Annotated in this window: 21 protein-coding genes; 12 read left to right on the top strand and 9 right to left on the bottom strand. The window is 65.4% G+C overall.

Annotated elements, in window-relative coordinates:
• Positions 1 to 54 precede the first annotated feature (54 nt).
• Both eccD and mycP read left to right on the top strand, forming a co-directional pair.
• The gene (gene eccD, locus H7K34_RS07985) at positions 55 to 1,431 is read left to right on the top strand and encodes a type VII secretion integral membrane protein EccD (RefSeq protein ID WP_264061333.1); all 1,377 of its coding nucleotides are present in this window, start codon (positions 55 to 57) and stop codon (positions 1,429 to 1,431) included.
• The gene (gene mycP, locus H7K34_RS07980) at positions 1,428 to 2,738 is read left to right on the top strand and encodes a type VII secretion-associated serine protease mycosin (RefSeq protein ID WP_457852188.1); all 1,311 of its coding nucleotides are present in this window, start codon (positions 1,428 to 1,430) and stop codon (positions 2,736 to 2,738) included. The genes eccD and mycP overlap by 4 nt, the downstream gene beginning before the upstream one ends.
• On the opposite strand, the gene eccB is transcribed toward mycP, so the two are convergent.
• On the bottom strand, positions 2,712 to 4,097 hold the full coding sequence (gene eccB, locus H7K34_RS07975) for a type VII secretion protein EccB (protein WP_264061331.1): 1,386 nt from the start codon (positions 4,095 to 4,097) through the stop codon (positions 2,712 to 2,714). The genes mycP and eccB overlap by 27 nt on opposite strands.
• Positions 4,098 to 4,254: 157 nt before the next feature.
• Between eccB and H7K34_RS07970 the strand changes: the two genes are divergently transcribed.
• From H7K34_RS07970 to H7K34_RS07955, 4 genes are all read left to right on the top strand, one after another.
• Positions 4,255 to 5,124 (top strand): cutinase family protein, encoded by an 870-nt coding sequence (locus tag H7K34_RS07970; protein ID WP_264061570.1) that lies wholly within the window; start codon positions 4,255 to 4,257, stop codon positions 5,122 to 5,124.
• A gap of 30 nt (positions 5,125 to 5,154) precedes the next feature.
• Entirely contained in the window at positions 5,155 to 5,817 is a 663-nt protein-coding gene (locus H7K34_RS07965) for a cutinase family protein (RefSeq protein ID WP_264061330.1), read from the top strand.
• 98 nt (positions 5,818 to 5,915) lie between these two features.
• Entirely contained in the window at positions 5,916 to 6,569 is a 654-nt protein-coding gene (locus tag H7K34_RS07960; RefSeq protein ID WP_372510711.1) for a cutinase family protein, read from the top strand.
• A 77-nt stretch (positions 6,570 to 6,646) separates the two neighbouring features.
• Positions 6,647 to 8,281 carry a purine-cytosine permease family protein gene (locus H7K34_RS07955; RefSeq protein ID WP_264061328.1) on the top strand — a complete coding sequence of 545 codons (1,635 nt, stop codon included), beginning with the start codon at positions 6,647 to 6,649 and terminating at the stop codon, positions 8,279 to 8,281.
• Here H7K34_RS07955 and truA read toward each other — a convergent pair.
• The 8 genes from truA to infA form a co-directional block, all read right to left on the bottom strand.
• Positions 8,278 to 9,138, bottom strand: a complete 861-nt coding sequence (gene truA, locus H7K34_RS07950) for a tRNA pseudouridine(38-40) synthase TruA (RefSeq protein ID WP_264061327.1) — start codon at positions 9,136 to 9,138, stop codon at positions 8,278 to 8,280. The genes H7K34_RS07955 and truA overlap by 4 nt on opposite strands.
• Complete coding sequence (rplQ, locus tag H7K34_RS07945) at positions 9,116 to 9,706, bottom strand: 50S ribosomal protein L17 (protein WP_264061326.1); 591 nt, start codon at positions 9,704 to 9,706, stop codon at positions 9,116 to 9,118. Before rplQ ends, truA begins: the two co-directional genes overlap by 23 nt.
• A 60-nt stretch (positions 9,707 to 9,766) precedes the next feature.
• The gene (locus tag H7K34_RS07940; protein WP_264061325.1) at positions 9,767 to 10,810 is read right to left on the bottom strand and encodes a DNA-directed RNA polymerase subunit alpha; all 1,044 of its coding nucleotides are present in this window, start codon (positions 10,808 to 10,810) and stop codon (positions 9,767 to 9,769) included.
• A gap of 76 nt (positions 10,811 to 10,886) precedes the next feature.
• Positions 10,887 to 11,492: a 30S ribosomal protein S4 gene (gene rpsD, locus H7K34_RS07935; protein WP_264061324.1), complete on the bottom strand. Its 606-nt coding sequence runs from the start codon at positions 11,490 to 11,492 to the stop codon at positions 10,887 to 10,889.
• A gap of 10 nt (positions 11,493 to 11,502) precedes the next feature.
• Entirely contained in the window at positions 11,503 to 11,922 is a 420-nt protein-coding gene (gene rpsK, locus H7K34_RS07930; protein ID WP_108921092.1) for a 30S ribosomal protein S11, read from the bottom strand.
• 6 nt (positions 11,923 to 11,928) lie between these two features.
• Positions 11,929 to 12,303, bottom strand: a complete 375-nt coding sequence (gene rpsM, locus H7K34_RS07925; RefSeq protein WP_066818322.1) for a 30S ribosomal protein S13 — start codon at positions 12,301 to 12,303, stop codon at positions 11,929 to 11,931.
• Positions 12,304 to 12,473: 170 nt separating this feature from the next.
• Positions 12,474 to 12,587, bottom strand: coding sequence for a 50S ribosomal protein L36 (gene rpmJ / locus H7K34_RS07920; protein WP_003879483.1), 114 nt, complete (start codon positions 12,585 to 12,587; stop codon positions 12,474 to 12,476).
• Positions 12,588 to 12,620: 33 nt separating this feature from the next.
• A complete protein-coding gene (infA, locus tag H7K34_RS07915) occupies positions 12,621 to 12,842 on the bottom strand; it encodes a translation initiation factor IF-1 (protein WP_003418601.1) in 222 nt (73 codons plus the stop codon).
• 250 nt (positions 12,843 to 13,092) lie between these two features.
• On the opposite strand from infA, the gene H7K34_RS07910 reads away from it, so the two are divergent.
• The 6 genes from H7K34_RS07910 to rfbC are packed head-to-tail and all read left to right on the top strand — an operon-like array spanning position 13,093 to position 19,691.
• Positions 13,093 to 14,769 (top strand): NAD(P)/FAD-dependent oxidoreductase, encoded by a 1,677-nt coding sequence (locus tag H7K34_RS07910; RefSeq protein WP_264061323.1) that lies wholly within the window; start codon positions 13,093 to 13,095, stop codon positions 14,767 to 14,769.
• Positions 14,766 to 16,277: an ATP-binding protein gene (locus H7K34_RS07905; protein ID WP_264061321.1), complete on the top strand. Its 1,512-nt coding sequence runs from the start codon at positions 14,766 to 14,768 to the stop codon at positions 16,275 to 16,277. The genes H7K34_RS07910 and H7K34_RS07905 overlap by 4 nt, the downstream gene beginning before the upstream one ends.
• Positions 16,278 to 16,315: 38 nt before the next feature.
• Positions 16,316 to 17,167: an LLM class F420-dependent oxidoreductase gene (locus H7K34_RS07900; protein ID WP_264061320.1), complete on the top strand. Its 852-nt coding sequence runs from the start codon at positions 16,316 to 16,318 to the stop codon at positions 17,165 to 17,167.
• 22 nt (positions 17,168 to 17,189) lie between these two features.
• Positions 17,190 to 18,056 (top strand): LLM class F420-dependent oxidoreductase, encoded by an 867-nt coding sequence (locus H7K34_RS07895; protein ID WP_264061318.1) that lies wholly within the window; start codon positions 17,190 to 17,192, stop codon positions 18,054 to 18,056.
• 26 nt (positions 18,057 to 18,082) lie between these two features.
• The gene (rfbB, locus tag H7K34_RS07890; RefSeq protein ID WP_264061317.1) at positions 18,083 to 19,078 is read left to right on the top strand and encodes a dTDP-glucose 4,6-dehydratase; all 996 of its coding nucleotides are present in this window, start codon (positions 18,083 to 18,085) and stop codon (positions 19,076 to 19,078) included.
• 1 nt (position 19,079) lies between these two features.
• Positions 19,080 to 19,691, top strand: coding sequence for a dTDP-4-dehydrorhamnose 3,5-epimerase (rfbC, locus tag H7K34_RS07885; protein WP_264061315.1), 612 nt, complete (start codon positions 19,080 to 19,082; stop codon positions 19,689 to 19,691).
• The last annotated feature ends 100 nt before the right edge of the window (positions 19,692 to 19,791 follow it).

Raw genomic sequence — 19,791 nt, 5'->3', positions numbered from 1 at the left:
AATACAGATGGATTGAAATCGCGTTAGCGTCCCGCTCATCCGAATCTGAAGAGGGTGACGTTGTCCGTATCCGATCAGGGGTTACGCCGCGTGTCCGTGCACGCCGGCACTGCCGTCGCCGACTTGGCTCTGCCTTGCGGGATGCCTGTCGCGGCGTTGCTCCCACCGATCGTCGACATCCTCAAAGCCCACGGCGTCAGCGATCTGACCGGGGTTTCCTACCAGCTATCGATCCCCGGCGCTGCCGCATTGGATTCATCAATGACTTTGGTACAAAACGGTATCCGTGACGGTGATGTCCTCGTGGTGAGCAGGTCCGCAGCACCGCCACCGGATTTTCGTCACGACGATGTAGCCCAAGCCGTGTCACAGACCCTGAATGAGCGGACCTCGAGTCCATCCCAGATTCGCCGGGTAATGCGGCTTAGTGCCTCGCTGGCGGCGGGCTACCTTGCCGGCATCGGGAGCCTCGCCCTCATTCGAAACACTTTCATAGCCGGTGCGGAAGGACACCGTGGCGCGACCGCAGGAATCGCGGTAAGTGTCGCATTTGCCGCCGCGATGATGTCGGCGCTGGCGCAGCGCGCATATCGTGACGCGATGGCGGGGCTCACGCTGGGCCTGACTAGCACGGCGTTCGCCGCGACCGCGGGATTTCTGGCGGTGCCGGGCGCCCCGGGTCTGCCTAACGTGCTTCTGGCTGCTAGCTCGGCGGCGGTCACGGCGACGCTGACGATGCGCGTATCAGGCTGTGGGGAAATCACATTGACTGCAGTGTCATGCTTCGCGGCGGTCGTCGCCGTCGCCGCGTTCGGAGGCGTGCTCACCGGCGTCCCGCCGTATGTGATCGGCGCGGTATCGGCGGTGGTTTCGCTTGGCCTGCTGGGCGTAGCTGCACCCGCTGCCGTCGTCCTGGCCGGATTGTCACCAAAGTCCAACTGCGATAACGCTGTCGAAGACCTCACCGCCAAAGCGCTCCGCGCGGATGCCTGGCTGTCGATTCTGCTGGCCGCATTCTCGTCCTCGGGAGCCGTCGGAGCGATCGTCACCGTATCGGTGGGCATACCGCGGTCTGGTTGCAGTACCTTTTCGGCGGCCACTGGCGTGCTACTGCTGCTGCGCGCCAATGCGGTTGATAGAAAAGGAACGTTGGTGTGCTTCATCGGCGCGGTGATGACTATCGGAACAACGGTCGGCTTCGCCGCGATCAGAGCCCCAGAGCACGGCCCGTGGATTGCTGCAGCGACCACGCTATTGGTCGCTACAGCCGTCTACTTGGGGTTCGTGACTCCTGGCATATCTTTCTCACCCATCGCGCGAAAAAGTGCCGAGCTGTTGGAGTGTTTGGTCCTGATCGCGATGGTTCCGTTGACTTTTTGGATATGCGGCTTCTATGACACCGCTCGCGGTCTGCATCCGACATGGAGTTGAGCACTTCGCGTGTGGTGCGGCTGGTCGCGGTATTGGCGCTGACTGTGCTGTCACAATTCGGAACTCCCTGGGCACAAGCGGTTTCGCCGCCAGAGATCGACGATAGGTTGCTGCCCAAGCCGGCGTTGCCGGCACCTCCGGGGCCGACGGCGCAACGTGAGGTCTGCACGATGGTGACAGGAGACCCGGGCCCCGGCCGCAACCAGCTCGCAGCTTTCGACCTTCCGCGCATCTGGCAGCTCACCCGCGGCGCGGGCCAACGGGTCGCGATCATCGACACCGGTGTTTCGCGAAACCGCCGGCTGCCCGATGTAGTGGCGGGAGGCGACTATGTGTTCACCGGCGACGGCACCCAGGATTGCGACGGGCACGGGACATTGGTCGCCGGAATCATCGCCGCCGCAGCCGATTCCAAAGCCGATACCTTCAGCGGTGTGGCGCCCGATGTCACGTTGATCAGCATCCGCCAGTCCAGCGGGAAATTTGCACCCGCAACCGACCCGTCAAGGCCGGGGATCGGTGATGTCGACACCATGGCGAGAGCGGTCCGCACCGCCGCGGACCTGGGCGCGTCGGTCATCAATATTTCGTCGGTGGCCTGCGTTTTGGCTACCTCAGCGCTCGACGACCGGGCGCTAGGCGCCGCGCTGGCCTACGCGGTGGACGTCAAGAATGCCGTTGTCGTTGCGGCGGCCGGAAATACCGGTGGCGGCGGGCAATGCCCGCCGCAGCGCCCGGATGCGACTTGGCAGACCATCTCGGTCGCGGTCAGTCCGGCCTGGTATGACGACTACGTGCTGACCGTCGGCTCGGTAAACGCCCAAGGGGCACCGTCGGCGTTCACTCTGGCCGGCCCGTGGGTCGACGTCGCGGCGACCGGCGAGGCGGTGATGTCACTGAGTTCTACCTCGTTGTCCGGCACCAGTTACGCCGCGCCAGTCGTCAGCGGGCTCGCCGCCCTGATCCGGGCCCGGTTTCCGGCGCTGACGGCGCGGCAGGTGATGCAGCGCATCGAGTCGACTGCCCATCACCCACCCGCGGGATGGAATTCGTTGGTCGGCAACGGCACAGTCGATGCCCTAGCGGCGGTAAGCACCGACTCGAGTGCTCCCGGCAACATCGCCAAACCACCGCCGGCACATGTGCCGATCGGCGCACCGCCGTCCCGCACGCCCACGAGTTCTGGTGCGCGCGACACCGCATTGCGCGGCGCAGCCCTGTGTCTGGTCGTCCTGATGTGCGCGCTAGTCGCCGGTGCAGCCAAGCGGCAGCTACGGAAGTCAAGGGACAACGTCGCGGGCAACTGACGCATTCGCCCTGCTGAGTTCCGGTCCGGATGGCAACAGCGCGAGCATCGGCCATGGCACCGGTACTGCTTCCGTCCGCAGACCGAGGTCATGTGCGGAGTCGTTGTCGTGAATCGCGAACCGCACACCGGTGTCAGTGACGAGATAGCGCGCGCCGGCCCCGCTATTCCCCCGCACGTAGGCGCCGTGGCCGGGCGGCACGTAGACGCCGTCGAGTGCAGGACCGCGACCGTCGGCTTGCGATAGAGCAACCGGCGTCTGGTCGGCCCGCAGCGGCAGACCACTCCCGACAACGAACGCGACTCCGGCCGGGCCGGACGCCGTGGGCGCCGAACTCGCGCACACGGTGGTAGTAGTGCCGTTCGAACTGCCATCCCCGGGAGCGCGCTCGGGAAACGTCTGCACCGGCAGCGTGTTCGAGATCTGCGCGCCCCGGAGCACGTCTGGCGCCACCGCGATGACGTTGGCGACGCCCCTTGAGTCACTGAAACGCATTAGATCCGCGGCTACCTGGCCCACCCGCTGCACCCCGGTGCTCAGGACGGCGTAATACTCGTCACCATCTGCGCGTGTGACGCGCAGCACACTGCCGACCGGAAAGGCGGGAAGTCCAGCCGCCTTGCCGCCCGCGCCGCGAATCCGTGGAGCCGTGATCGGCGGCGCCTCCGGAACCGCGTTCAGCAATGACTGGGAGACGACGGTCGGCGCGCGACCCTCCAGTCGTAGGGCACGCAGCACGGCGGTGTCCGCAAGGTCCACCACGGCGCGCAGCCCGTTGTAGAGAAGGTAGGCCGGCGGACCCGTACCGGATGTGACCAGGAGGGCTTGATCGCGGCCTAGACGACGGGCCGACGACCCCCGAGTCGACCCGACGACGACGGTCGTGGCCGCTCCGCCGTCAGTATCACAGATCGTCCAGGCCGCTTCGTCGCCCGACAGCAGCGGGCCGAGAAGCTGCGGTGCGCCCGGAATACCCAGCAGCGGACCGCGTTTGGTGTGGCTCAGTTCTGACTCGGACACTGGCTGCGGATTGGCATCAGTCGCCGCGATCAACCGCGCCGAGGCCAGATTCATCGCCGGGTGCCAGATATCGCCGACTCGCACATACAGCGCTCCGGTTGCCCTGCCGACGACGATCTGAGCGTGATCCAGCCGTACCTGGGGCCGCAGCACCCCAACAAACGCACATCCCGCCAGCCCGATGGCCGCCAGCACGCAGCCAACCTTCAGGGGCCCGGTTCGCGACCAAAGGGGTTCGCTGGACGCGCAGGTATCCCCGCTCAGTAATGCGCGCGCGATGCGACGCAGCAGGAATCGGTAACCGCTGACATGCACCCAAGTCGTCGGTTGGTGGGGCACTGACCTCCCAAGATCGGCGAATCGTTGTGCCACGTTAAACCGCTAATCGGCACCCCCGTCGCCGGTTATTCACAGGCGCACACGTTTCGGAAGGTCTCAAAATGGGTAAAATTGCCGCGTGATTTTTCACCGCATTCGTACCCGTCGGGCGGGCAGCGTGCGGTTAGCCGGTCGCTGGCTCGGCCTGGGCGCTGCCGCCCTGGTCGCGGGCTCGGGCCTGCTCGCCACGCCGAGTCCCCCCACCGCGCACGCCTTCGATTGCCCCGACGTCGAGGTCATCTTCGCCCGGGGCACCAATGAGCCGGCCGGCCTGGGCCGCGTCGGCGACGCCTTCGTCGACTCGCTGCGCCAGCAGACCGGCGGATTGAACATCCTGCCCTACGGCGTGAACTATGCCGCCAGCAAGCTGCAGCTGCACGGCGGCGACGGCGCCAACGACACCATCGACCGCGTCAAGAAGAGCGTGGAAACCTGCCCGAACACCAAGATCGTGCTGGGCGGCTACTCCCAAGGCGCGTCGGTGATGGACATCGTGGCCGGCGTCCCGATCGGCGGCATCAGCTGGGGTAGTGCGCTCCCGGCGCAGTACGCCAACAACATCGTCGCCGTCGCCACCTTCGGTGACGTGGCCGACCGCGCCGGCGGGACGCTGCCCAGCCAGAGCGCGATGCTGGGCTCCAAAGCGATCGACCTGTGCAACCCCAACGACCCGATCTGCCACTCCGGCCCCGGCAACGAGTGGAGTGGGCACACCGAGGGCTACGTCCCCGTCTACACCACTCAGGCGGCGGCGTTCGTCGCATCCAAACTGGTCGGCACCGGCCAATCGGTGCCCGGATACGGGCCGTCGGTCCCGGGCGCTGGCCCGCAGATCCCCGGCTACGGCCCGCAGACTCCCGGGCAAGCGCCCGGCCCCCTCCCGCAGACTCCTGGCCCGCTGACCCCGGGATACGGCCCGCAGATGCCCACCCCGTCGGTACCCGGCCCGACCTCGCCGCAGACCGACGTGGTTGCTGCAGTTCACTGACGCACAGTCAGTAACACGTACCATCGCGGCATGAGCCTTGCCGCAAAAAGACCGCGGGCGCGAAGATACCCCAGCTTGGCGGCCATCGCACTGCTCGCGGCGGCCACCATGCTGTTCGCGGCCCCGCTGATCCCGCGGGCGTCCGCATCGTGCCCGGACGTCGAGGTGATATTTGCCCGGGGCACCAACGAACCGCCCGGCGTCGGGAAGGTGGGCGGAGCCTTCATCAACTCCCTGCGCCAGCAGACCAGCCGAAATGTGGGGGCATACGGGGTCAACTACCCCGCCAACGACGACTTCCTGGCCGCCACCGACGGCGCGAACGACGCCAGCGGCCACATCCAGCACATGGCCGACGCCTGCCCCAACACCACGCTGGTGCTCGGCGGCTACTCCCAGGGCGCCGCGGTGATGGACATCGTCACCGCCGCCCCGCTGCCCGCCCTCGGCTTTCACGAGCCGCTGCCGGCCAACGCCGCCGATCACGTCGCCGCGGTCGCCCTGTTCGGGAACCCGTCGGGGCGGGCCGGCGGTCTGATGAGCGCGCTGAGCCCGGATTTCGGCGGCAAGATCATCAACCTGTGCAACCGGGGCGACCCGATCTGCTCCGACGGCAACTCATGGCAAGCCCACCTCGGCTACGTGCCCGGATTGACCAACCAAGCCGCACATTTCGTCGCCGGCAAGATGTAGCGACGCAAAGATCCGGTCACATCGGGGTCGCACAGTGGTCACAGCCGTTCACTAGCGCCCGACGAAAATGCGTACCATCGGCTGATGGGGTTGGACAGATGGGTAGCAAGTTTGCCGGAGTAGCGGGTGCCGCTGCGCTCACCGGGACGTTGATGATTGCCCCGACCGTGACTTTGGCCCCGGTCGTCTCGGCCGCGCCGGCGTGTCCGGGCGCCGAAGTGGTGTTCGCCCGGGGCCGTGAGGAACCGCCCGGCGCCGGGCTGGTGGGCGACGCGTTCGCCAACTCGCTGCGCTCCAAGACGCAGCTGCCGGTCGGCGTCTACGGCGTCAACTACCCCGCCGACGTCGATCCCGCCAAGGGCGCCATCGACATGAGCTCTCATGTTCAGTACATGGCGAAACACTGCCCCAACACCCGCGAGGTGCTCGGCGGCTATTCGCTCGGCGCCGTGTCGGCCGACCTGGTGGTCGCGGTGACGCAGCCCTCGTTCGGGTTCAAGAACCCGCTGCCGCCGGGCATGGATCAACACGTCGCGGCCGTCGCGCTGTTCGGCAACGGCACTCAGCGCGTACTCGGCCCGGTCCCCAGCTTCAGCCCCGCGTTCGCCGGTAAGACGATCGAGGAGTGCGCGCCCGGCGACCCGATCTGTTCGGGCACCGGCAAGGCGGTATGGGCCTCGCATCTGCAGCCCTCCTACATCGACTCCGGGCTGGTGGATCAGGCCGCGGCCTTCGCCGCCGGCAAGCTGTAGCCGTAATCCACAGGCGCACAGACAATTCTAAGACGCCCCAAGTGGCGGTGGCGGTCGCGTGACCGCAGAATACTGTCGTGACGACCACCGCCGCGACCGACCGCGACACATTGCCGGCCACCCGGGAAACGCTCGAAGACTACACACTGCGCTTCGCTCCGCGTAGCTACCGCCGGTGGTCTACGGCGGTGGTCGGGATCTCGGCGCTGGGCGGCATCGCGTATCTGGCCGACTTCGCGATCGGCGCCAATCTCGGCATCACCTATGGCACCTCAAATGCGTTGTGCGGGATTGGGATCTTCGCGGTGGTGATCATCGCGACCGGACTCCCCCTGGCCTACTACGCCGCGCGCTACAACATCGACCTGGATCTGATCACCCGCGGCAGCGGTTTCGGCTATTACGGCTCCGTGGTGACCAACGTGATATTTGCGACGTTCACGTTCATCTTCTTCGCGCTCGAAGGCTCGATCATGGCGCAAGGTCTGCGGCTGGGTTTGCATGTTCCGCTGTGGATCGGCTACGCCTGCTCCACGCTGGTCATCTTCCCGCTGGTGATCTACGGCATGAAAGTCCTTTCGCAGCTGCAACTTTGGACCACACCACTGTGGCTGATGCTGATGGTTGCCCCGTTCATCTATCTGGTCACCAGCCATCCCGAATCGGTAGGCCAATTCTTCTCCTACACCGGCAGACAGGGCCACGGCGGCGTGGACGCCGGGTCGGCGTTGCTGGCCGCGGGTGTCTGCCTGGCCCTGATCGCCCAGATCGCCGAACAGATCGACTACCTACGGTTCATGCCGCCGCGCACGCGAAAGAACTCGCGCAGCTGGTGGACGTGGGTGCTGTTGGCCGGCCCCGGCTGGGTGCTGTTCGGCGCGATCAAGCAGATCGTTGGGCTGTTCCTGGCCGTCTATCTGGTCTTTCATTTGGCGGGTTCGATTTCGATCGCGAATCAGCCGGTGCACCAATTCGACGAGATCTACCGTAACTTCATGCCGGACTGGCTGGCTCTGACGCTGGCGGTGATCCTGGTGGTGCTCAGCCAGATCAAAATCAACGTGACGAACGCGTATTCGGGCTCGCTGGCGTGGACCAACTCGTTCACCCGCGTCACCAAGCACTACCCCGGCCGCGTCGTCTTCCTCGGCGTGAACCTGACGATTGCGCTGATCCTGATGGAAGCCAACATGTTTGACTTCCTGAACACGATCCTGGGTTTCTATGCGAACTGCGGCATGGCGTGGGTGGTGGCGGTGGCTTCCGACATCGTCTTCAACAAGTACCTGTTGGGGCTCTCACCGAAGGCGCCGGAGTTCCGGCGCGGCATGCTGTACCCGATCAACCCGGTCGGCTTCGGCTCGATGCTGCTGGCCGCGGGGCTCTCCATCAGCGCGTTCTTCGGCGGCCTGGGTGAGGCGCTGCGGCCCTATTCGCCGTTGGTGGCCATCGCCGTCGCGTTGGTGATGCCGCCCGTCCTAGCGATCGCGACCCGGGGCCGCTACTACCTGCGGCGCACCCACGACGGCATCGAGCTGCCGATGTACGACGAGCACGGTAACCCGGCGGCCGATCAATTGACTTGCCACGTCTGCAATCACGACTTCGAACGCCCCGACATGCTGGCTTGCCAGGCCCACGACGCATACATCTGTTCGCTGTGCCTGTCCACCGACAAGCACGCCGAGCACCTGCTGGACGCCCGAGACTAGCGGGTGCGCAGATCCCGGGTGATCAGGATGCGCGATGCGAGCTGGTCGTCGGGCGGATAATCCACCCCCACCAACGTCAGGCCCTGCGCCGGCGCGGCCGCGAAATCGCTGGATCGGTTTGTCGCGCTCAGCAATTCACCACACCACTGTGGCGTACACCGACGCTCACCGACGGCCAGCAGCGCCCCGACCAGTGAGCGCACCATCTGCCAGCAGAACGCATCAGCGCTGACGTGGGCGGTGATCAGATCGCCCTCGCGCGTCCAGTCGAGTCGCTGTAGATGGCGAATCGTGGTGGCGCCCGGGCGATGACGGCAAAAGGCCGCAAAGTCGTGCAGCCCCAGCAGATCCTGAGACGCGACGCCCATTGCGTCCACGTCCAGATCACGGGGCCAGGCGGTGATGTAGCGCGCCTGCTGCGGCTGCACGCCGTAAGCCGCTGTCGACAACCGGTACTCGTAATGACGCCGCAGTGCAGAGAATCGTGCGTCGAAACCCGATGGGGCGCGCGCAATTCCGAGCACCCGAACGTCGGTGGGCAAAAAGCGGCTCAGGCGACGCAACAGCGGCAGGAATTCCGGATCGCCGGCGCGCGGTGAACGCGGGTAGGCATTCGGCAAGGTGGCGGCGGGCACATCGACGTGGGCTACCTGCCCGGTGGCATGTACTCCGGTGTCGGTGCGCCCGGCCGCCCACAGCCGTACCGGCGTGCGGAAAACCGTGGTCAGCGCGTCATCGATAACGCCGGCGACAGTGCGCTGCCCGGCTTGAGTTGCCCAGCCCGCGAAATCGGTTCCGTCATAGGCAATGTCGAGCCTAAGACGGACGTCTTCGCTACTTGTCGGTGGACTCGTCACCCTCGTCGGCGGCTTCAGCCTTGGGCTCCTCGGCCTCTTCGGCCTCGGCGGCAGGCTCAGCTGCCTCCGTCGTCGTCTCTTCGGACTCGGCCACGACCTCTTCGGCCTCAGCCTCTTCGGCCGGTGCCGCAGCGACAGGTGCCTCTGCAGTTTCCGAAGCCTTCTTCGAAGACTTCACCCGACGCGCGCGGTCGGCCTCCGACGTGACGGTCTTTTCCTGCACCAGCTCGATCACGGCCATCGGGGCGTTGTCGCCCTTGCGTGCCTCGACCTTGATGATGCGGGTGTAGCCGCCGTTGCGATCGGCGAAGTGGGGTCCGATCTCCGCGAAAAGGGCGTGCACCACGTCCTTGTCGCGGATCTTCTTCATCACCTCTCGACGGTTGTGCAGCGTGCCCTTTTTCGCGTGCGTGATCAGCTTTTCCGCGTACGGCCGCAACGCACGTGCCTTCGGCTCGGTCGTCTTGATGCGACCGTGCTCGAACAGCGATGTGGCCAGGTTGGCCAGCAGAGCCTTTTGATGCGAAGACGACCCGCCGAGGCGAGGGCCCTTGGTGGGCTTGGGCATTGCGACTATCTCCTAATTGGGGCCGGTCCCCGTATCAGGTAGGACCGGGACGGAATTCTTTTAGAGCTGCTCGGTTTCGGCGTAGTCCTGGTCGTCGTAAGCACCCTCGGTGGACCAGGTGCCGGTGGCGACGTCGTAACCCGCGACCTCGGACGGGTCGAAGCTCGGGGGGCTGTCCTTCAGCGACAGTCCCAGCTGGTGCAGCTTGACCTTCACCTCGTCGATGGACTTCTGACCGAAGTTGCGAATGTCGAGCAGGTCGGACTCGGTACGGCTCACCAGCTCGCCGACGGTGTGCACACCCTCGCGCTTGAGGCAGTTGTACGACCGCACGGTCAGGTCCAGGTCGTCGATCGGCAGCGCGAACGAGTCGATGTGGTCGGCCTCGGCCGGCGACGGCCCGATCTCGATGCCCTCGGCCTCGACGTTGAGTTCGCGTGCCAGACCGAACAATTCGACCAGGGTCTTACCCGCTGACGCCAGGGCGTCGCGGGGGGTGATCGAATTCTTGGTCTCGACGTCCAGGATCAGCTTGTCGAAGTCGGTGCGCTGCTCGACACGGGTGGCGTCCACCTTGTACGTGACCTTGAGCACCGGCGAGTAGATGGAATCGACTGGGATACGGCCGATTTCGGCACCGGAGGCACGGTTCTGCACGGCCGGCACGTAACCACGGCCGCGCTCGACGACGAGCTCGACCTCGAGTTTGCCCTTGTCGTTCAGCGTCGCGATGTGCATGCCGGGGTTGTGCACCGTGACGCCGGCCGGCGGCACGATGTCACCCGCGGTGACCTCACCCGGGCCCTGCTTGCGCAGGTACATGGTGACCGGCTCGTCCTCCTCGGAGGACACAACCAGACCCTTGAGGTTCAGGATGATGTCGGTGACATCCTCCTTGACGCCGGGCACGGTGGTGAACTCGTGCAGCACGCCATCGATGCGAATGCTGGTGACGGCCGCACCGGGGATCGACGACAGCAGTGTTCGCCGCAGCGAATTGCCAAGGGTGTAACCGAATCCGGGCTCCAGTGGCTCGATGACGAACTGGGACCGGCTGTCGGTGAGGATTTCTTCGGCCAGTGTGGGCCGCTGAGAAATCAGCATGGTGTTTCTTTTCTCCTTCTCGGCACCCGCTATTTGATGCCGTTAGATTTTCCGAGCCGGGTGGCTCGAAAAGTCTTTACTTCGAGTAGTACTCGACGATGAGCTGCTCGGTGAGCGGTACGTCGATCTGTGCCCGCTCGGGCAGCTGGTGGATGAGGATGCGCTGACGCTCCCCCACCACCTGCAGCCAACTCGGGAGCGGACGGTCGCCCGCCGTCTCCCGCGCGATCTGGAACGGCACGGTGTTCAGCGATCCGTCCCGCACGTCGATGATGTCGTACTGCGACACCCGGTAGCTGGGCACGTTGACGTGCACTCCGTTGACACTGAAGTGGCCGTGGCTGACCAGCTGGCGGGCCATCCGGCGGGTCCGCGCCAGCCCGGCCCGGTACACGACGTTGTCCAGCCGGCTCTCGAGGATCTGCAGCAGGTTCTCACCTGTCTTGCCGGCGTGGCGAACGGCCTCTTCGTAGTAGCGACGGAACTGCTTTTCCATCACGCCATAGGTGAAGCGGGCCTTCTGCTTCTCCTGCATCTGCAGCAGGTATTCGCTTTCCTTGATCCGCGCGCGGCCGTGCTGGCCGGGCGGGTAGGGACGCTTCTCGAATGCCTGGTCGCCACCGACGAGGTCGGTGCGCAGCCGGCGCGATTTGCGAGTGATGGGTCCGGTGTAACGAGCCATGATTCTCCTCCTAGACCCTGCGTCGCTTGGGCGGGCGGCAGCCGTTGTGCGGCTGCGGGGTGACATCGGAGATCGCGCCGACCTCGAGGCCCGCGGCCTGCAGCGAACGGATGGCGGTCTCGCGGCCCGAACCCGGGCCCTTCACGAACACGTCGACCTTCTTCACTCCGTGCTCCTGGGCCTTGCGAGCGGCGTTCTCGGCAGCCAGCTGCGCGGCGAACGGAGTCGATTTCCGCGAGCCCTTGAAGCCGACGTGGCCCGACGACGCCCACGCGATGACGTTGCCCTGCGGGTCGGTGATCGTCACGATCGTGTTGTTGAACGTGCTCTTGATGTGCGCCGCGCCGTGCGGGATGTTCTTCTTTTCCCGCTTGCGGGTCTTCTGCCCCTTCTTAGGGGCCGACGCTGCTGCCTTCTTGGCTGGTGGCATGGTCGGTTACCTGGCCTTCTTCTTGCCGGCGATGGTGCGCTTGGGGCCCTTGCGGGTACGCGCGTTGGTCTTGGTCCGCTGGCCACGCACCGGCAGGCCGCGACGGTGCCGCAGACCCTGGTAGCAGCCAATCTCGATCTTGCGGCGGATGTCTGCCTGCACCTCGCGGCGCAGGTCACCCTCCACTTTGAGGTTGGCCTCGATGTAGTCACGCAGATGGGTCAGCTGGTCGTCGCTGAGGTCCCTGGTACGCAGGTCCTTGTCGATCCCCGTTGCTTCCAGAATCTCATTGGAACGGGTGCGGCCGACACCGAAGATGTAAGTCAGCGCGATCTCCATCCGCTTATCACGCGGCAGATCGACGCCTACTAGTCGAGCCATAGGTGGCGTTTCCTCTTTTTCTAGGCGGAGGTCTTATCCCAGTCCGTTCCCGATGTGTCGGGGCCCGGCCTCCGACCGGGCGTGGGTGAGCGGTCCATCTCTATAGATGCCAGCCGCTCAGTGGTACTGGGAGGTCTGCATTCAGTTGTGGGTATTGCTCAGCCCGGCTGTTAGCCCTGGCGCTGCTTGTGGCGCGGATCGGAGCAGATCACCATGACCCGCCCATGCCGACGGATCACCCTGCACTTGTCGCAAATCGGCTTCACGCTGGGGTTGACCTTCACGGCTTTTCGATCCTGTTCTCGTCTGTTGGTTGGTTACTTGTACCGGTACACGATGCGGCCCCGGGACAGGTCGTAGGGAGACAACTCCACCACCACCCGGTCCTCGGGCAGGATGCGGATGTAGTGCTGCCGCATCTTGCCGCTGATGTGGGCAAGCACCTTGTGACCGTTCTCCAGCTCAATGCGGAACATCGCATTGGGCAGCGGCTCGACCACCCGGCCCTCGACCTCGATGGCGCCGTCCTTCTTGGCCATAACTTCTCGTCAAATCCTCGTCGTTTAGTTTCGTGTTCGTCTGCGCCAACAACGGCACAGCATTCACACCGACTTTGGAACGTGAGCCGGTGACAGGAAATTCCTCGGGAACGGACACACAAAAAAAAGCCGGCGCGGAATGACGCACCGTCGGCCCATGTTACCCGCTGGAACGGTGTGGCCAAAATCCGCGATCAGAGCGCTCGCGCGCCCCACCATACCGGGCCTGACAAGCGCATACTTGACCCCGATGACACGTCCCTTTGATGGCGCCGCGCAGTCGCGTAAACCGGTGATCCTTACCGTCGACGACGATCCCGCGGTATCCCGCGCCGTGGCCCGGGACTTGCGGCGCAAATACGGCGAGGATCACCGCATCGTGCGCGCGGAGTCGGGCGCCGAGGCGCTCGACTCCCTCAAGCAGCTTAAACTGCGCGGGGAAACGGTCGCGGCACTCGTCGCTGACTACCGGATGCCGCAGATGACAGGTATCGAGTTCCTCGAGCATGCGATGGACCTGTACCCGTCGGCGCGGCGCATCCTGTTGACCGCCTACGCCGACACCCACGCCGCGATCGATGCGATCAACGTCGTCGATCTCGACCATTACTTGCTCAAACCATGGGATCCGCCGGAGGAAAAGCTCTACCCCGTCATCGACGCGCTGCTGGAAGCCTGGCGCGCGGCGCCCGACCACCCCATCCCGCACACCAAGGTGATCGGGCATCGGTGGTCGGCGCGGTCCTGGGAGGTTCGCGACTTCCTAGCGCGCAATGGGCTGCACTACTCCTGGTTCATGGCCGACGAACCCGAGGGCGAGCGGCTGCTCAACGCCGCCGGCGCCGACAGCCTGCGGCTGCCCGTCGTAGTCACCGAACACGGCGACCCGCTGGTGGAACCGTCCGATGCGGAACTGGCCGACAAGCTGGGGTTGACCACCACGCCGTCGCAGGAGTTCTACGACCTGATCGTCATCGGCGGCGGTCCCGCGGGACTGGCCGCCGCGGTCTACGGCGCGTCGGAGGGCCTGCGCACGGTGCTCATCGAGCGCACCGCGACCGGCGGCCAGGCCGGACAGAGCTCGCGGATCGAGAACTACTTGGGCTTTCCGGACGGGGTCTCGGGTGGCCAGCTGGCCGAGCGGGCGCGCCGGCAGGCCGAGAAGTTCGGCGCCGAGCTCATCACCGCCCGTAAGGCGATCGCCCTGGAGGTGAACGGACCCAAGCGCACCGTGCGGTTCGCCGACGGCGGCTCCGTCGACGCGCACGCGGTCATCCTCGCCACCGGCGTCGCCTACCGAAATCTCGACGCCGAGGGGTGCAACGAGCTGACCGGCTGCGGCGTCTACTACGGGGCGGCCATCTCCATCGCGTCGGACTGCGAGGAGGAAGAGGTCTACGTGATCGGCGGGGCCAACTCCGCGGGTCAGGCCGCGATGTACCTGTCGCGGACAGCCAAGTCGGTCAACATCGTGGTGCGCGCCCCGTCGTTGCAGGCGTCGATGTCGTACTACTTAATCCAGCAGATCGAGGCGAACCCCAAGATCAATGTGCTGACCTGCACCGAGGTGCAGCGCGCCACCGGCGACGGCCACCTGGAGAGGCTGACGCTGGTCAACAACCGGACCGAGGAAATCGAGGAAGTCTCCTGCGCCCGGATGTTCATCTTCATCGGCGCCGCCCCGCGCACCGACTGGCTGGACGGGGTGCTCGCCCGCGACGACCACGGCTTCATCCTGACCGGCCCGGATCTGCGCAACGTGTGCGGCTGGACATTGGACCGCCCACCGCATCACCTGGAAACCAGCGTGCCGGGCGTGTTCGCCACCGGCGACGTCCGCTCCACGTCTGCCAAACGGGTGGCGGCCGCCGTCGGTGAAGGGTCGATGGCGGTGATGCTGGTCCACCGCTACTTGGCGGAATCATGACCGCCAACATGCCGTGTCAGCCCGACGAGCTGCGCAGCCTGTTCCTGTTCGAGGCCCTGACCGACGAACAGCTCGCGGTGTTGTGCAGCCAGGGCCACATCGAGGACTACCAGCCGGGCCCGATCTGCGTCGAAGGCGAACCGGCGACGTGCTTTTACGTAATGATCTCCGGCGAGCTGATGATGTCCAAGCTCTCCGGCGGGCAGGACATCGAAACCAATCGCACCTCGCAGCGCGGCGTCTACTGCGGCGCCTGGCGGGCGTTCACCGGCGGGAAGCAGAAGAACTACGACGCCTCGGTCCACGTGACCAAGCCGTCGCGCTTCTTCGTGATGGACGCGCCCGTCTTCGCCCAGTTCATGCGCGACCAGTTCCCGATGGCAGTCCACCTGCTCGACGGCATCGCCGTCGGCACCGACCGGACCCGCCGGATCATCGACAACCGGGAGAAGCTCCTGGCGCTGGGCCGGCTGTCGGCCGGGCTGACCCATCAGCTCAACAACCCGGCCGCGGCGATCTCTCGGGCCGCGTCGGATCTGCGCGAGCGAGTGGCCAACATGCGGCACAAGCTGGCCATGCTTGCCGACGGCACCGTCTCACCCGAGGCGCTCAGCGCCCTGGTGCGCCTGCAAGAGCGGGTCGCCGAGCAGGTCGCCAAAGTCGCGTCGCAGCACTTGAGCGCGATCGAGACCTCCGACCGTGAGGACGCCGTCGGCGACTGGCTGGACGACCACGGCATCGACGGCGGCTGGGACATCGCGCCGACGTTCGTCGAGGGTGGCATCGACACCGATTGGCTGGAGCGGATTTCCACGGTTACCGAGGAACTCGCGTCGACGTCGCTGGAGCAGGCGATCCGATGGATCAACTACACCATCGAAGGCGAACTGCTGATGAACCAGATTCTGGAAGCCAGCAAGCGGATTTCGGCGCTGGTCGCCGATGCCAAGCAGTATTCGCAAATGGATCGGGCGCCGTTCCAGGTGACCAACGTGCACGACCTGCTGTACAGCACGCTGGTGATGTTCGCCGACCGGTTGACCAAGGACACGGACAAGGACTCCAAGGCGATCAACGTCGTCAAGGATATCGATAAGTCACTTCCCGAAATCCCTTGCTATCCAGCAGATCTCAACCAGGTGTGGACCAATATCATCGACAACGCAATCGCCGCGATGCGTGACACGGGTGGCACGCTGACCGTCCGCACCTGCCGCTACGGCGAGAACATGGCCCGGGTCGAGATCTGTGACACCGGGCCGGGAATCCCCGCAGAAATCCGCGAGCACATCTTCGAGCCGTTCTTCACCACCAAACCGTTCGGCGAAGGCACCGGCCTCGGGCTTGACCTCGCCTTCAACATCGTCGTCAAGAAACATCACGGGGATCTGCGGGTGGAATCGAAGCCCGGCGATACCCGGTTCATCGTGTTGCTGCCGCTGCAGCGCCCGGCCGCCGCGGATGTCGCCGCCACGGACGACGACATCGAGGAAGCCGACTCGCAATAGCGAGGAATAGCGTCACGATCGGCGCGGTTTGAGACGTCATGACCGACGCAGCTGCAAGCAAACCCAATCTCGGCCGGTTCGGATCGTTCGGACGGGGCGTAACGCCCCAGCAGGCCAAAGAAATCGAGTCCCTTGGCTATGGAGCCGTCTGGGTAGGCGGTTCCCCGCCCGCTGAGCTGGCGTGGGTGGAGCCCATCCTGAACGCGACCACCACGTTGCAGGTGGCCACCGGAATCGTGAACATCTGGACCGCGCCCGCCAAGGAGGTAGCCGAGTCGTTCCACCGGATCGACACGGCGTACCCGGACCGCTTTTTGCTCGGTATCGGTGTCGGCCACCGCGAGGTGATCAGCGAATACCAGAAGCCCTACGACGCGCTGGTGGAGTACTTGGACCGCCTTGACGACTACGGGGTGCCCGCCGATCGCCGGGTGGTGGCCGCCCTGGGCCCGCGCGTGCTGGGAGTCTCGGCGCAACGCAGTGCGGGCGCGCACCCGTATCTGACCACTCCGGAACACACCGCGCACGCACGTGAGCTGATCGGCACGTCGGCGTTTCTGGCGCCCGAGCACAAGGTGGTGCTGACGACCGACGCCGACGCGGCCCGCGCGGTCGGGTGCAAGGCCCTGGACATGTACTTCAACCTGGTCAACTACCGCAACAACTGGAAGCGGTCGGGCTTTTCCGACGACGAGGTCGTCCGGCCGGGCAGCGACCGGCTGGTCGATGCGGTGGTGGCCTACGGCACCTCCGACGCGATCGCCGCACGGCTTAACGAGCACGTCGCGGCCGGTGCCGACCATGTGCCTGTGCAGGTCCTGACCAAAGATGAAAACCTGGTCTCGGCACTGGCCGAATTGGCGGGGCCGCTCGGACTGAACCGCTCGTAACCAACCGCGGAGGGGAACCTCGATGAACGACGCCGCAGCACTGAAGCCCAACCTCGGCCGCTATGGTGCGTGGCTGCCCACTCGTTCGGTGACACCCGAGCTGGCGGCCAAGATCGAAGCGCTCGGGTACCCGAGCGCTTGGATCGGCGGATCGCCGGACGCCGAACTGGCTTGGGTGGAAACGGCTTTGGGGCAGACCAGCTCGCTGCAGCTGGCCACCGGCATCGTCAACATCTGGACGGCGGCGGCCAAACCCGTCGCCGAATCCTTCAAGCGCATCGAAAGTGCTTACCCCGGAAGGTTTTTGCTTGGCCTCGGAGTCGGCCACCCCGAGCACACCCAGGAGTACGTCAAGCCTTACGCCGCGCTGGTCGGCTACCTCGACGCTCTCGACGAGGCGCTGGTGCCGACCAGCCGGCGGGTGCTCGCCGCACTCGGACCCAAGGTGTTGGCGCTGTCCGCGGAGCGCAGCGCCGGGGCTCACCCGTACCTGACCACACCGGAACACACCGCCAAGGCGCGCGAACAGCTGGGCAATTCGGTGTTCTTGGCCCCGGAACACAAGGTGGTGCTGACGACCGACCGCGACGAAGCGCTTGCCACCGGCCGCGGGCTCGTCGAGCACTACCTGGGGCTGAGTAACTACGTCAACAACTGGCTGCGGCTGGGGTTCACCGAGGACGACGTGCGCAAGCCGGGCAGCGACCGGCTGATCGAGGCGGTGGTGGCCTACGGCACCCCGGAGACCATCGTGAAACGACTCAACGAGCACCTCGAGGCCGGCGCCGACCACGTCGCGATCCAGGTGCTGGGCGGCTACAACGAAGAGACACTGCTGCCTGCGCTGAGTGAACTTGCCAAGCCGCTTGGGCTGACCCCCGCAAGCTGATCGCGACCCTCGGATAGGGTTTGACCATGCAACTGCTGGTCACCGGTGGCGCCGGTTTCATCGGCGCCAATTTCGTGCACAGCACCGTGCGCGAGCGTCCCGACGTTTCTGTGACGGTGCTTGACGCCCTGACCTATGCAGGACGGCGCGAGTCGCTGGCCGACGTCGACGATGCCATCAGGCTGGTCGAGGGCGACATCACCGACGCCGAGCTGGTGTCCCAGCTGATCGCCGAATCGGACGCGGTCGTGCATTTCGCCGCCGAGAGCCACGTCGACAACGCGCTGGACAACCCCGAGCCGTTTCTGCACACCAACGTGGTCGGGACGTACACAATCCTGGAGGCGGTGCGGCGCCGCGGGGTCCGGCTGCACCACATCTCGACCGACGAGGTCTACGGCGACCTGGAACTCGACGACCCGCAGCGGTTCACCGAGTCGACGCCCTATAATCCGTCGAGCCCCTACTCGGCCACCAAGGCCGCCGCCGACATGCTGGTCCGGGCCTGGGTGCGGTCGTACGGCGTGCGCGCAACCTTGTCCAACTGCTCCAACAACTACGGGCCGTATCAGCACATCGAGAAGTTCATCCCACGGCAGATCACCAATGTGTTAACCGACAGACGGTGCAAGCTGTACGGCACCGGCGCCAACGTCCGCGACTGGATCCACGTCGACGACCACAACAGTGCGGTCTGGCAGATCCTCGACAAGGGTCAGATCGGAAAGACCTACCTGATCTCCGCCGAGGGCGAGCACGACAACCTGACCGTGCTGCGCACGGTGCTTGCGCTGATGGGTCGCGAGCCCGACGACTTCGACCATGTCACCGACCGCGTCGGCCACGACCTGCGCTACGCCATCGACCCGTCCCTGTTGTATGACGAATTGCACTGGGCGCCAAAGCATACCGACTTCGAAGAGGGATTGCGCGAGACTATTGACTGGTATCGGGCCAACGAATCCTGGTGGCGTCCGCTCAAAGATGCGTCGGAAGCCCGTTACGAAGAACGAGGGCAGTGAGATGGAAGTTCGCGAACTCAAAGTGCCCGGGGCTTGGGAGATCACTCCGAAAGTTCACGGCGATTCCCGCGGCATCTTCTTCGAATGGCTCAAAGACAGCGATTTCAGCTCCGTCGCCGGTCATGGGTTGAATGTGCAGCAGGCCAATTGCTCGGTGTCGTCCGCCGGCGTCCTGCGGGGTATTCACTTCGCCCAGGTGCCCCCTAGCCAGGCCAAATATGTGACCTGTGTGCGCGGCGCGGTATTCGACGTGGTGGTCGACATTCGGGTGGGCTCTCCGACGTTCCTCCAGTGGGACGCGGTGCTACTCGACGACAAGGATCACAAAACGATCTACGTCTCAGAAGGTCTTGGGCACGGTTTCCTTGTTCTGCAGGATAATTCGACGGTGATGTATTTGTGCTCGGCGGAATACACCCCACAACGCGAACACACCATCCTTGCCACCGACCCGGCGCTGGGCATCGACTGGCCGCTGGTCGACGGAGCCGCACCCAGCTTTTCGGACCGCGATGCCGCCGCCCCCAGCTTCGACGAAGTGCGCGCGGCGGGTCTACTGCCCAGCTGGGACGAGACGCAGAAGTTTGTCGCGGACCTGCGCGGTCACGCCTGAGGCACCAGCGCTACGGATAGCGCAAGACAACAGGCCATCAGGCTTTCCACGTTGTCGCCGCCCGCCCTTAGCAAAGCAGCGACGTCGGGTTGTACTAAAC

Origin of the sequence: Mycobacterium montefiorense, from assembly GCF_025823255.1 — a bacterium.
GTDB classification, from domain to species: domain Bacteria; phylum Actinomycetota; class Actinomycetes; order Mycobacteriales; family Mycobacteriaceae; genus Mycobacterium; species Mycobacterium montefiorense.
Note: the sequence above shows the minus strand (reverse complement) of the source record. Positions and strands in the feature narration are given on the sequence as shown.